Source organism: Neisseria polysaccharea (genome assembly GCF_963392925.1).
In the GTDB taxonomy this organism is placed as follows: domain Bacteria; phylum Pseudomonadota; class Gammaproteobacteria; order Burkholderiales; family Neisseriaceae; genus Neisseria; species Neisseria polysaccharea.
On the sequence record NZ_CAUJNZ010000001.1, the window covers coordinates 196,478 to 208,323 of the forward strand.

13 protein-coding genes and 1 pseudogene are annotated in these 11,846 nt (G+C 49.0%); 8 read left to right on the plus strand and 6 right to left on the minus strand.

Annotation, left to right across the window (positions count from 1 at the left end):
• Positions 1–32: 32 nt before the first annotated feature.
• Positions 33–515, plus strand: coding sequence for a hypothetical protein (locus RDY34_RS00900; protein ID WP_003710116.1), 483 nt, complete (start codon positions 33–35; stop codon positions 513–515).
• Positions 516–733: 218 nt separating this feature from the next.
• Here RDY34_RS00900 and RDY34_RS00905 read toward each other — a convergent pair whose 3' ends face one another.
• Positions 734–1,198: a hypothetical protein gene (locus tag RDY34_RS00905; RefSeq protein ID WP_308074679.1), complete on the minus strand. Its 465-nt coding sequence runs from the start codon at positions 1,196–1,198 to the stop codon at positions 734–736.
• 58 nt (positions 1,199–1,256) lie between these two features.
• Here RDY34_RS00905 and RDY34_RS00910 point away from each other — a divergent pair.
• Positions 1,257–1,435 (plus strand): annotated as a pseudogene (locus RDY34_RS00910) (REP-associated tyrosine transposase); the annotation flags it as partial.
• 134 nt (positions 1,436–1,569) lie between these two features.
• Here RDY34_RS00910 and RDY34_RS00915 read toward each other — a convergent pair.
• Complete coding sequence (locus tag RDY34_RS00915) at positions 1,570–1,917, minus strand: hypothetical protein (RefSeq protein ID WP_003710113.1); 348 nt, start codon at positions 1,915–1,917, stop codon at positions 1,570–1,572.
• 420 nt (positions 1,918–2,337) lie between these two features.
• Here RDY34_RS00915 and RDY34_RS00920 point away from each other — a divergent pair, with 420 nt between their 5' ends.
• Positions 2,338–2,622 (plus strand): hypothetical protein, encoded by a 285-nt coding sequence (locus RDY34_RS00920; RefSeq protein WP_003713620.1) that lies wholly within the window; start codon positions 2,338–2,340, stop codon positions 2,620–2,622.
• Positions 2,623–2,745: 123 nt separating this feature from the next.
• Here the strand turns inward: RDY34_RS00920 and trmB are convergent, their stop codons facing one another.
• From trmB to RDY34_RS00940, 4 genes are all read right to left on the minus strand, one after another.
• On the minus strand, positions 2,746–3,462 hold the full coding sequence (gene trmB, locus RDY34_RS00925) for a tRNA (guanosine(46)-N7)-methyltransferase TrmB (protein WP_308074680.1): 717 nt from the start codon (positions 3,460–3,462) through the stop codon (positions 2,746–2,748).
• Between the two features lie 121 nt (positions 3,463–3,583).
• Complete coding sequence (locus RDY34_RS00930) at positions 3,584–4,987, minus strand: tetratricopeptide repeat protein (protein WP_308073084.1); 1,404 nt, start codon at positions 4,985–4,987, stop codon at positions 3,584–3,586.
• 118 nt (positions 4,988–5,105) lie between these two features.
• The gene (uvrC, locus tag RDY34_RS00935) at positions 5,106–6,992 is read right to left on the minus strand and encodes an excinuclease ABC subunit UvrC (RefSeq protein ID WP_308074681.1); all 1,887 of its coding nucleotides are present in this window, start codon (positions 6,990–6,992) and stop codon (positions 5,106–5,108) included.
• A 63-nt stretch (positions 6,993–7,055) separates the two neighbouring features.
• Complete coding sequence (locus RDY34_RS00940; RefSeq protein ID WP_308074702.1) at positions 7,056–9,218, minus strand: heavy metal translocating P-type ATPase; 2,163 nt, start codon at positions 9,216–9,218, stop codon at positions 7,056–7,058.
• 138 nt (positions 9,219–9,356) lie between these two features.
• Between RDY34_RS00940 and trxB the strand changes: the two genes are divergently transcribed.
• The 5 genes from trxB to rplI all read left to right on the plus strand — a co-directional run bounded on the left by trxB (position 9,357) and on the right by rplI (position 11,840).
• Positions 9,357–10,307: a thioredoxin-disulfide reductase gene (gene trxB / locus RDY34_RS00945; RefSeq protein WP_002239799.1), complete on the plus strand. Its 951-nt coding sequence runs from the start codon at positions 9,357–9,359 to the stop codon at positions 10,305–10,307.
• Between the two features lie 155 nt (positions 10,308–10,462).
• Positions 10,463–10,831 carry a 30S ribosomal protein S6 gene (gene rpsF / locus RDY34_RS00950; RefSeq protein WP_003752587.1) on the plus strand — a complete coding sequence of 123 codons (369 nt, stop codon included), beginning with the start codon at positions 10,463–10,465 and terminating at the stop codon, positions 10,829–10,831.
• Positions 10,832–11,134: a primosomal replication protein N gene (gene priB / locus RDY34_RS00955; RefSeq protein WP_003752589.1), complete on the plus strand. Its 303-nt coding sequence runs from the start codon at positions 10,832–10,834 to the stop codon at positions 11,132–11,134.
• Between the two features lie 6 nt (positions 11,135–11,140).
• Positions 11,141–11,371, plus strand: coding sequence for a 30S ribosomal protein S18 (gene rpsR / locus RDY34_RS00960; RefSeq protein ID WP_002213306.1), 231 nt, complete (start codon positions 11,141–11,143; stop codon positions 11,369–11,371).
• 16 nt (positions 11,372–11,387) lie between these two features.
• Positions 11,388–11,840, plus strand: coding sequence for a 50S ribosomal protein L9 (gene rplI, locus RDY34_RS00965; RefSeq protein WP_003710103.1), 453 nt, complete (start codon positions 11,388–11,390; stop codon positions 11,838–11,840).
• Positions 11,841–11,846 lie beyond the last annotated feature (6 nt).

Sequence of the window (11,846 nt, forward strand, 5' to 3'; positions counted from 1 at the left end):
TTAATATTTGAAATTTTAGAAAGGATTATGTAATGGAAAATCTAGAAAAACGGACTCAAGAAGTTGTCTTTCAAACTTGTTTGTTATTAATTAAACATTTCAGAAACTTAATTGAATTTCAAAATGAAACCAATCAAATTCGTCTTGGGTACAATTCAAGAATTTTTGAACATATGTTGCACAAAGAAGATTCTTTTGTGTTTTTGGGGGAGTCAGAAAAAGCAGCAGCTACTACAGATCGATGTCGTCTCGAGCATGTAGTTCCCTGCTCTTATATGATTGATGAGTTAGATAAATTGATTAAACAAAAAGATTATTCTGATGAAGAATTAGCTACAGCACTTCAGAAAAATTGGAAAGTAGCACGTATTACTCTGGAAGAGGCTGGATACTTAGATGCTAAATCGGGAGCAGGATTGAAGAGTAAAATGCCAGATGGTTGGGATTTTATGGTAGGGCGACCGGAGGAAAGATTGGAAGTAGCCGGTATTAAATTGCTCCCTAAACAATCCTAGCAAGCGTGGGTCGGATACTTGTATCCAGCAAAACCTTTAATATTCCCGTCGTTGCAATCCATTGCAGCAATGCCCAAAATGTCGGATTCGAGAATCTGACCTACGGAAAACTAAAGATTTCATGCTGGCTACGGCTTACTTGTTGAGTTTAGATTTCATATGGGCTATAGCTTGCTTCTTAATTGTCTCTGAAGAAATTTTGAGCCTACCTACGTAATTTATTTATTATCTAATATTCTTATAGGTATTAATGGATTATTTTCCTCCCATGGAACTTCATAATCTAGGAAAATAGATTCTAGAGCTAGAATGAACGAATGATTAAGCTCAAATGGCAAATCTTCGCATTCGAATAGTTCGGGAATATAAAATTTAACTAAATCCAAACCTTTTTTTGTTAATGTAATTTCCCCAGAATACCATAATTCATTATTTTCCGTACCAAAAGGATTTTGTTTTGCAAATTCCTGGCAAAACAGGAATATCTCTTGTTTTTTATCAAATGTAAAAGGCCATAAAATAGCCAATTCACATACTAATAGTCGATATATAAATTCAACTGCAAATTGCCATTGCCATGTTTGCGGTTCGCGCTCTAGTGGTGCAAAAGATATCGGAGTAAGATCATCAAAGGCCAAATATTCAAATCCGCATTGTATTTCTTCTGCTGTTTCTTTATTCATAGTAAAACCTCTTTAGCTGGGAATTTAAATTTTAAACTTGTGGGCTTTCCTTTTTTACCAATATTTAATCGGCGGCAATCTCAGGCTTTGGCAAAACGCTTTGGGGAACATACTATCCGCGATGAGGCCGATTTTGCCTGCCATTTTGATTATCTGCATTTCAATCCGGTCAAACATGGCTATGTAGGACAAATTTCCGATTGGCGGTTTTCTACGTTTCACCGTTATGTCAAATAGGGTATTTATCCGCATCATTGGGGTGGCGGCAATGCGGACTTTTCTATTGAATACGATTAAAGTAATGTCGGATTCAAGCATCCGACATACGGAAAACTAAAGATTTCATGCGTGTTACGGCTTGCTTGTTGAATTTAATCATATTTATTTGAATTGAATTCTTTTATTTTATTGTGAGATGAAAATAGTATTTTCGATGAGAAACCCATGACTAAAATAGTATAGTCTTTATCATTCTTTACGAAGTAACAATTACCATATCCTGCAATATTTTTATCCCAAAAATCACAATATGATTCAGTGGTAAAATCAGTTTTAGTTGATATAAAATCAAAATTATTTGGGTAAGACCCATATTGCTGGTAATATTTATCTATATTTTCTACTAAGAAATCAATTCTTTTTTCTAACATTTTGAGATTAATTTGTAATAATAAAATGTATAAAACTATACTAGTTATTATTATTTTTAAATAAGTCATTTTATTTTCCAGTAAATAGAAGTTTAGTTGTTTTGTTAACTATGCCTGAATGTATACCTAAGTCTTCTTTTGGTAACGATGAATAATTAGCAAGCGGTAGCCCGCATCTCCGCCAAACGCGTGCCACTATCTGCGAGTGGCACAAACTTTAAAACCGATGTGCATAAAACCTACAAGGATGCGTGCGGTACGCAGGTGTTTTGCCGTTCAAACCATTGTTTTAAAACTTGTATCGAAATATCACTCGCTGCTTTGCATGAGCCAGAAGTACTTGGTTGGAGTGGTTTTACAGAAATTTTAGGAGCAGTATATGATAAATGGTTGAATAATTCCACATTATGATGGTATTTATAAAGGAATTAGCGAAGTAACAGGTATTCCAAATATTTCTGATAAATATAAAGAACAAGGAGTAAAAAAATGAAAGTAATCACTATTACATTGTTTACTAGCTGCATACTATCTGGATGCTATGGGCTTGAATATGGAATGAGTGGCGGCATTCCTCATGATGACTGGGCAAGAGGCAGCCATGTTAGTCAAGCCAAAGCAGATGCTGCGTGGAAAGAATGTTCTGACAAATATATGAAAAATGGTGGTTCAGTATTAGTAGAACAATGTATGAATGATAAAGGATTAATACGTTTATCTGAAATACGTCGTAGGCAAAAGAGAGCAGAAACACAAAGAGCAGTAATTAAGTAACAATAATGAAATACTACTGTTCCCGAACAAAGCGGCATTTACGCAGGTGATGACGGCTATATTTTGAAAAAATGCCGTCTGTAAGCAAATGTGCTTCAGACGGCATTTTCAAACGGCGGTTTGTTATCCGATCCGTTTGAATACCAAGTCCCAAACGCCGTGTCCGAGGCGTTTGCCGCGCGCTTCGAATTTGGTTTCGGGGCGGTAGTCCGGTGTGGGGGCGTAGTCTGCCGCCGTATTTTGCAGGCTGTCGAAGCCGCTGAGGACTTCAAGCATCTGCTGTGCATATTCTTCCCAGTCTGTCGCCAGGTGGATATAGCCGCCGGTTTTGAGTTTGGGCAGTAGTTTGGCGATGAAGGGGGCTTGTATCAGACGGCGTTTGTGGTGGCGTTTTTTGTGCCACGGGTCGGGGAAGAATATGTGGATGCCGTCGAGCGAGCCGTCTTGCAGCATATTTTCGACAACTTCTACGGCATCGTGCCGCATCACGCGGATATTTTCCAAATGGTTTTCGTTGATGAGTTTGAGCAGGTTGCCTACGCCGGGGCCGTGTACGTCGATGGCGAGAAAGTCGGTTTCGGGCAGCCTGCGGGCGATTTCTGCGGTTGCCGTCCCCATACCGAAGCCTATTTCGAGGATTTTGGGTCGGTTGCTTCCGAAATTGGCATCAAGATCGGCCGGTGTTGCTTGGTAGCCGATGCCGAAGCTGTCCCATAAGGTATCGATGGCGCGTTGCTGCGCGGCGGTCATGTGGCTTTGGCGGAGGACGAAACTGCGGATGCTGCGGGGATGTTCGGCTTGCCAGTTGTTTTGTGTTTGGTTTTCGGCGGTGTCTGTCATAATGCTTTCGTGCGCTTGTGCAATCAGGATGCCGTCTGAATGTGAAAGGCCTGTTCGGACGGCGGGAAAGGAAAGGGGCGATTATACCTGTTTCGTTTTGGCAGGGTAGGTGTAACGGTGTTCAGACGGCATTTTGCCACTGTTGCAACAGTTCTTGCAGAAAGCTTTTTTGCCCGTATCCGTTGTTTATGGCTTCTTGCAGGTAGCGGCAGGCTTTTCCTTTGTCCGGACCGACACCGTGTCCGCTGTAATGGATGCAGGCAAGGTTGTAGAACGCCATACTGTCTTTTTGCGCGGCGGCTTGTTCAAACCATTTTCGGGCTTTGCCGTAGTCGGCGGCTATGCCCTGTCCGAAGTAGTACATACTGCCCAGATTGGTTTGGGCTTTGCTGTGTCCGAGTTCTGCAGCTTCTGTGTAGAGTTTGAGCGCGGCTGCGTATTCGGGCGCACATTGTAATCCGTAATGCAGGGCTTGGGCTTTTTGATAAAGCTGTTCTGCCCTTTGCCGCCTGATGGCGGAATCTTTGATGCCGCCGTATTGGTCGGGATGGTTTAACGCGCTGTCGGATATGAGTTTCTGATAGGCGGAAAGGCTGCCTGCTTCGGCTGCCTGCCGATAATAATGTAGGGCTTTTTCTTTATCGGAAGCCATGCCCAGCCCGTAGCGGTAGATGTCGCCCAGTATCCGCAAACCTTCGGGATGGCGTTCGGCTGCGGCTGCTTCGGCATGACGTAGGGCAAGTTTGTGGTTTCTTTCCAGATGTTTGCCTTGTAGGTAGATGTCGGCAAGTGCGGCATGCGCTTTATGGTCATTTTCCTGTGCGGCCTGTTGAAACCAGTGAACGGCTTCATCGGGAGCCGTAGGTAGGATGAGCTCAGCAAGTGGGGTGTAGGCGGGAATGTATCCTTGTTGTGCGGCGGCGCGCAAATGATTGATGGCTTGGGTCGTGTCGGTTGGTGCACCTTGTCCGAAACGGTATTGGAGGCCGAGCTGCCATTGTGCCGCCGCCAAGCCTTGTGCTGCAGCCTCGCGGTAGAGAAGGTGTGCCGTTTCAAAATCCGGTGGCGTACCGTACTGGCAGTATTGGGCAAGCAGATATTGTCCGTGGGGGTTGTTGTTTTTTGCGGTCGTTTTTGCCCATTTCAGGGCTTCTTCAAAATGTCGGGACGCATACAGCAGGTACATCAGGCGGACTTGCGCTTCGGGCAGACCTGCTTCTGCCAGAGGCTTGTAAAGCGGTATCAGGGTTTCCGGGGGTGCACCTTCCAATTCTTGGATATATGCCAAATTATAACGCGCGTAGGGATGCCCCTGTTCGGCGGCGATGCGGAGCATGTCCATACCTTGTTCGCGGTCTTGGTGCGGGCTATCCGCGTCCATCAGGTGTTTTGCCAACTCGAATGCGGCGGCGGGATGGCCTGCAGAGGCCGCTTCTGTCAGCAGTCGGCGGACTTCGGTAAAGTTATATTGTTTTTGAGAAAGGCAGTCTAAGGCCTGCCGATAGGGTAAGTCGGGATTGTTCATATCAGATCGTTTTCCGTTTTGTCGAATCATCGTTATTCGTTATGAAGTTAGGTTTATATCGGCACGCCGGCCTGCTGTATCATATTTTTTTACAGATGGTTTTTGCTTGGGCGGCACACTAATGCAGATGATTGTAAATGGTTTCTGCCAATGCCTTGCTGATGCCTTCCACTTGTTCCAAATCTTCTTTTCCGGCGGCAATCACGCCGCGCAGGCCGCCGAATCGGGTGAGCAGGGCTTGGCGGCGTTTGCTGCCTACGCCAGGAATGTCGCCGAGGGACGAGGTAACGCGTGCTTTGTCGCGTCTTTTGCGGTGGCCGGTGATGGCAAAGCGGTGTGATTCGTCGCGCACGGTTTGCAATAAATGCAATGCCGGGCTGTTGGGCGGCAGGCGGAAGGTTTCGCCGGTAAAAGGCAGTATGAGTTCTTCCATGCCGGCTTTGCGTTCGGGGCCTTTGGCAATACCGACCAAAGGAATGTGCAGCCCGAGTTCTTCCCATACCGATACGGCTACGCCGATTTGTCCTTTGCCGCCGTCAATCAACACGACATCCGGCCATTTGACGGTCTCGCCGTTGGCTTCGGCTTCCTGCATTTTGCCGTAACGGCGCGTCAACACTTCGCGCATGGCGGCGTAGTCGTCGCCGGGTTTGGCGGTCGTGATGTTGTAGCGGCGGTATTGCGAGGGTTGGATGTTTTGCTCATCGTATACGACGCAGGACGCAATAGTGGCTTCGCCTTGGGTGTGGCTGATGTCGAAGCATTCGAGGCGGTTGAGGCCGTCTGAATCCATGCCGAGGATTTTGGCGAGTTCGTCGATACGGTGTTGTTGGCTGCTTTGTTGCAGGCGGCGTTGGGCAATCGCCATTTGCGCGTTTTGTTCCGCCATTTTCAGCCAGACTTTGCGTTCGCCTATGGTTTTGGTAACGAACTGCATTTGTTTGCCGTGTTCTCCTTCCAAAGCCTCTTTCAACGCATCGGGAACGGGAAAGTTGCTGATGATGATGTCGGGTTTGCTTTTGCCCAGATAGTGTTGGGCAACGAAGGCTTCGGCGTAGTCTTGCCCGTTTGGTTCGGGGTCGTTTTTGGTGTCGGGGAAAAAGCTTTTGTCGCCGACGTGCCGTCCGCCGCGTATGCTGACCCAGTGTACGCAGACGATGCCGTCTGAAACCGCCAGCGCGAGCAAATCGATATCGTTGGGGTTGTTCGGGTTTTTGCTGTCGATAAACTGATTACTCTGCATAATGCCGAGTGCTTGGATTTGGTCGCGGTAGCGGGCGGCTTCTTCAAATTGCAGGCTGGCGGCGGCGGTCTGCATTTTGTGTTGCAGGGTGCGGGTCAGTTCGTCGGTTTTACCGTTGAGGAAGGTGGCGGCTTGGCGCACACTGTCGCGGTAGTCTTCTTCGCTGATGTGTCCGACGCAGGGCGCAGTACAACGTTTGATTTGGTAAAGCAGGCAAGGGCGGTCGCGGTGTTCGAATACGCTGTCTTCGCAGGTACGCAGCATAAAGACTTTTTGCAACACTTGAATGCTGTCGCGCACGGCGTTGCTGTTGGGATAAGGGCCGAAGTATTGGTTTGGCTTTTTCAGCGTGCCGCGGTAATACGCCATCTGCGGATATTGATGGCCGCTGAGCATCAAATAAGGATAGCTTTTGTCGTCGCGGAAAAGGATATTGTATTTCGGCGACAAGGCTTTGATGAAGTTGTTTTCGAGAATCAGTGCTTCGGCTTCGGAACGCGTGATGGTGGTTTCGATGTGGCGAACCTGTTTCACCATCAATGCAATGCGCGGCGAATGGTCGTTTTTTTGGAAATAGCCGGACACGCGCCGCTTGAGGTTGACCGCTTTGCCGACGTATAAGACTTTGCCGCCTTCGTCGAAAAAACGGTACACGCCCGGCAGCTTGGGCAGGTTTTTGAGGAAGAGTGGGATGTCGAATTGTTCCGGAGGACGGTTTTCTGTATTCATATCAATCATTTGAAAAACGGCTTCAGACGGCATATTACCATATCGCTGGAGGCAGCCTTATCCGTTCGGACAAGGCTGCAGGGCGGTTACATGCTGCTAATTGATTTTTACCCGTTTCAGGCGCAAGGCATTGCCCAATACCGAAACTGAGCTTGCCGCCATTGCTGCGCCTGCGATAACAGGGTTTAAAAAACCGAGCGCGGCAAGCGGAATGCCCAAAATATTGTAGAAGAAGGCGAAAAACAGGTTTTGCTTGATGTTTTTCAAAGTCGCCTGCGACACCAGCAGGGCATCGGCGAGTTGGTTGACCGAATGCTGCATCAGCGTGGCGGACGCGGTGTGTTCGGCAACGTCCGCACCGCCTTTCATCGCGAAGCTGACGTTGGCGGCGGCGAGTGCGGGCGCGTCGTTGATACCGTCGCCGACCATCGCCACGGTTTTGCCGGCGGCTTTGAGTTTCTGCACTTCGGCAGCTTTATCGCGCGGACTCATATTACCAAAAGCGTGTGCGATGCCCAGTTGTTTGGCGACGTATTCGACCGTACCTTGGTTGTCGCCGCTCATAATATAGACATCGATATTGTGTTTTTTCAGACGGCCTATGGCTTCGGCGGTATCGGCTTTCAATGCGTCGGCAAGTGCGAATGCGCCGATAGGTTTGTTATCGACTGAGACTGCAACAATGCTTGCAATGTCCCAAACGCCGTCTGAAAATTTCGGCAAAGTCAGTTCGGCAAATTCGGCTTTGCCTGCTTTCACCAAACCCACGCCTTCCACTTCGGCGGTAATGCCTGCGCCGACAACGGTTTGCGCGTTTTGTGCTGCGGGGATTTCCAAACCGCGCGCTTGGGCGGCGGAAACGATGGCTCGGGCGAGCGGATGAGCGGCGTTTTGTTCGACGGCGGCGGCGATGCGGTACAAAGCGTCTTCGTCAAAGCCGCTGTCGGGAACGCAATAAACGGCGGCAACCTGCGGCCTGCCTTCGGTCAGCGTGCCGGTTTTGTCCAACACGACGGCATCAACGTGGGCAGCTTCTTCCATTGCCGCCGCATCTTTAAACCAAATGCCGTGTTTCACCGCTTTGCCCATGCCCACCATAATTGCAGCAGGGGTTGCCAAACCGAGCGCGCACGGGCAGGCAATCACCAAAACGGCAACGGCGTGCATCAACGCAACCGTCCAATCGCCCTTAATCAGCCAAGTGGCGATAAAAGTCAATAACGCAATGCCCACAACAGTCGGCACAAATACCGCCGCCGCCTTGTCTGCCACACGTGCAATCGGTGCCTTGCTGCCTTGCGCTTCGGAGAGCGCGTTCATCATGTCGCCGAGCAGGGTTTGACTGCCGAGCTGCGCGGCGCGGTACACCACGCTGCCTTCAGTCATCAGCGCGCCCGCCAACACTTTGCCGCCTGCTTTTTTCTCTTCGGGATTGGATTCGCCGGTGAGGTGGCTCTCGTCCGCCCAGCCGCTGCCGCTTTCGATAATGCCGTCGGCGGCAATACGTTCGCCGTGGTTGGCGCGGATAAGGTCGCCGATTTGTACTTGGTCGATGGGCACTTGTTTCCATTCGCCGTTGCGTTGTACATTGACTTGGGTCGGCGTGAGTTTCAGCAGCAGGCCCAAGCTGTTCAGGCTGGATTTTTTGGTGCGGTGTTCCAAAAATTTGCCCAGCGACACAAAACCGATCACCATCACGCCTACTTCAAAATACACATGCGCCATACCGTGCGCCGCGTGCGGGCTGAAAAACAGCATATAGACGGAATACAGGTAAATCGACACCGTACCGATGGTAACCAACACGTCCATATTCGCCAGTCCGCCCTTAATGCTCGCCCACGCGCTTTTGTAAAACTGAATGGCCAGCCAAAGCTGCACCACACTCGCCAATGCGAACTGCCACAACGGCGGAATCATCCAATCGTGTCTGCCGATCATCATCCCCGTCATACCGATAAGGAAGGGGATATTGATGACCAGCAAAAGCCACAACCTCCAGCCGATATGGTGTTCTGCTTCGGGTTGCGGCAATGTATCTTCCGTTTTTTCCTTCGCGCCGTAACCGGTTTTCTCAATGATTTTGGCAATGTCGGCTACCGACGTTTTGCTGTCGTCAAACGTAATCTGCGCCTCCTCGCTGGCGAAGTTCACCCCTGCCGATTCGACAAAATCTTTCTTGTTCAACACTTTTTCAATACGCGAAGCGCAGGCCTGACAGGTCATGCCTTCGATTTGGAAACGGATTTTTTGTTGCATAAGTTTGATTCCTTCTTTGATGTTCAGACGGCGGTCAAGGCTGCGGGATGCCGTCTGAACGCCGGTATGGTCGAAATTTCTCAAACGCGCCGATAATTCGAGTAGAATCCGAAAACTTGACACAGCAAAGGAAAAACGATGTCCCAACACCGCAAACTGATTATTTTGGGTTCCGGCCCCGCCGGATACACCGCCGCCGTCTATGCCGCGCGCGCCAATTTAAACCCCGTCATTATTACAGGTATCGCGCAAGGCGGGCAACTGATGACCACCACCGAAGTGGACAACTGGCCTGCCGATGCCGACGGCGTGCAAGGGCCGGAGCTGATGGCGCGGTTTCTCGCCCACGCCGAACGTTTCGGGACAGAAATCATTTTTGACCAAATCAACGCCGTCGATCTGCAAAAACGCCCGTTCACACTCAAAGGCGATATGGGCGAGTACACTTGCGACGCACTGATTGTCGCCACCGGCGCGTCCGCCAAATACATTGGTTTGCCGAGTGAGGAAGCGTTTGCAGGGAAAGGCGTTTCCGCCTGCGCCACCTGCGACGGTTTCTTCTACAAAAACCAAGATGTTGCCGTAGTCGGCGGCGGCAATACGGCAGTTGAGGAGGCACTCTACCTTGCCAATATCGCCAAAACCGTTACGCTGATTCACCGCCGCAGCGAGTTCCGTGCCGAAAAAATTATGATTGACAAACTGATGAAACGCGTAGAAGAGGGCAAAATCATCCTCAAGCTGGAAAGCAACCTGCAAGAAGTCTTGGGCGACGATCGGGGCGTAAATGGCGCATTATTAAAAAACAACGATGGTTCTGAGCAACAAATTGCCGTTAGCGGCATCTTTATTGCCATCGGGCACAAGCCGAATACCGATATTTTCAAAGGGCAGTTGGAAATGGACGAAGCCGGATACCTGAAAACAAAAGGTGGTACGGCGGACAATGTCGGTGCAACCAATATCGAAGGCGTATGGGCGGCGGGCGACGTAAAAGACCATACCTACCGTCAGGCAATCACCAGTGCGGCCTCCGGATGCCAGGCGGCTTTGGACGCGGAACGTTGGCTGGGCAGCCAAAACATTTGAATGCCGTCTGAAACCGAAATTTTCGGCGGAATGCAAGTTTTTCGCACCAAATCCTTGATTCCGTCGGCAAACCCCAATATAATGCCTGTTCTTTGAACCTTGCCTTCTGCTTTCGCATGGCGGAAGGCTGTTTTTACCATCCATAAGGAGATAACATGCGTCATTACGAGATCGTGTTTATCGTTCATCCTGATCAAAGCGAGCAAGTGCCCGCTATGGTTGAACGTTACAAAACCATGATTACCGAGGCAAACGGTAAGATTCACCGTCTGGAAGATTGGGGTCGCCGCCAACTGGCTTACCCGATTAACAAAATCCATAAAGCACATTATGTTTTGATGAATATTGAAACCACTCCCGAAGTGGTCGAAGAGTTGGAAACCGCGTTCCGTTTCAATGATGCGGTATTGCGTCATCTGACCATCAAAACCAAACACGCCGTTACCGAAGCCTCCCCTATGTTGGGTGGCGAAAAGGCTAAGAACCTGCTGAGCGGTGCGTCTGAAGAAGCGGTTGCCCAATAATTGGGATTCAATAATCTTGTTTCGCTTGCCGCGTTAATTGAAAAGGTTTTCCCTATTCGATATACGCCTGCCGGAATCCCTGTTTTAGATATTGTTTTAAAGCACGAATCTTCGCAGGAGGAAAACGGGCAGCAATGCCTTGTCCAGTTGGAAATTCCGGCACGGATTTTAGGCAGGCAGGCGGAAGAGTGGCAGTATCGGCAAGGTGTATATGTTCACGTCGAAGGTTTTTTAGCTCAAAAAAGCAGACGTTCTCTTATGCCGATGCTCAGAATACAAAATATTCAAGAATATAAAGGTTAAACGACAATGGCTCGTCAATCATTCAAACGTAGAAAATTCTGCCGTTTTACGGCTGAAAAAATCCAAGAAGTCGATTACAAACAAGTTGATTTGCTGAAAGACTTTATCTCTGAAAACGGTAAAATCATTCCTGCACGCATCACAGGAACGAAGGCATTCTACCAACGCCAATTGGCTGTTGCCGTAAAACGCGCGCGCTTCTTGGCTCTGCTGCCTTACACCGACCAACACAAATAATTTTGGAGATTAAATCATGCAAATTATTCTGTTAGAAAAAATCGGCGGTCTGGGCAACTTGGGCGACATCGTAACCGTTAAAAACGGTTATGCCCGCAACTTCTTGATTCCCGCAGGTAAGGCAAAACGTGCTACTGAAGCGAACATGAAAGAGTTTGAAGCACGCCGTGCCGAATTGGAAGCCAAACAGGCCGAAATTTTGGCAGATGCCCGAGCCCGTCAGGAAAAATTGGACGGTCAAACCGTTACCGTTGCACAAAAAGCCGGTGTGGACGGCCGCCTGTTCGGTTCCGTTACCAATGCCGACATTGCTGCTGCAATCGTTGCTGCCGGCATCGAAGCCGTGAAAGCAAATGTACGTCTGCCGAACGGTCCTCTGAAAGCCGTTGGCGAGTACGAAGTGGAAGTGGCTTTGCACACTGATGCCGTTGCTAAAATTACCGTTGCCGTCGTTGCCGCAGCCGAGTAATTGAAA

Excerpts from the sequence above, each read along its gene's own strand:
- rplI (WP_003710103.1), top strand. The coding sequence starts at position 11,388 with ATGCAAATTATTCTGTTAGAAAAAATCGGCGGTCTGGGCAACTTGGGC.
- trmB (WP_308074680.1), bottom strand. The coding sequence starts at position 3,462 with ATGACAGACACCGCCGAAAACCAAACACAAAACAACTGGCAAGCCGAA.
- rpsR (WP_002213306.1), top strand. The coding sequence starts at position 11,141 with ATGGCTCGTCAATCATTCAAACGTAGAAAATTCTGCCGTTTTACGGCT.
- RDY34_RS00905 (WP_308074679.1), bottom strand. The coding sequence starts at position 1,198 with ATGAATAAAGAAACAGCAGAAGAAATACAATGCGGATTTGAATATTTG.
- RDY34_RS00930 (WP_308073084.1), bottom strand. The coding sequence starts at position 4,987 with ATGAACAATCCCGACTTACCCTATCGGCAGGCCTTAGACTGCCTTTCT.
- RDY34_RS00940 (WP_308074702.1), bottom strand. The coding sequence starts at position 9,218 with ATGCAACAAAAAATCCGTTTCCAAATCGAAGGCATGACCTGTCAGGCC.
- rpsF (WP_003752587.1), top strand. The coding sequence starts at position 10,463 with ATGCGTCATTACGAGATCGTGTTTATCGTTCATCCTGATCAAAGCGAG.
- RDY34_RS00920 (WP_003713620.1), top strand. The coding sequence starts at position 2,338 with ATGAAAGTAATCACTATTACATTGTTTACTAGCTGCATACTATCTGGA.
- RDY34_RS00900 (WP_003710116.1), top strand. The coding sequence starts at position 33 with ATGGAAAATCTAGAAAAACGGACTCAAGAAGTTGTCTTTCAAACTTGT.
- RDY34_RS00915 (WP_003710113.1), bottom strand. The coding sequence starts at position 1,917 with ATGACTTATTTAAAAATAATAATAACTAGTATAGTTTTATACATTTTA.
- uvrC (WP_308074681.1), bottom strand. The coding sequence starts at position 6,992 with ATGCCGTCTGAAGCCGTTTTTCAAATGATTGATATGAATACAGAAAAC.
- trxB (WP_002239799.1), top strand. The coding sequence starts at position 9,357 with ATGTCCCAACACCGCAAACTGATTATTTTGGGTTCCGGCCCCGCCGGA.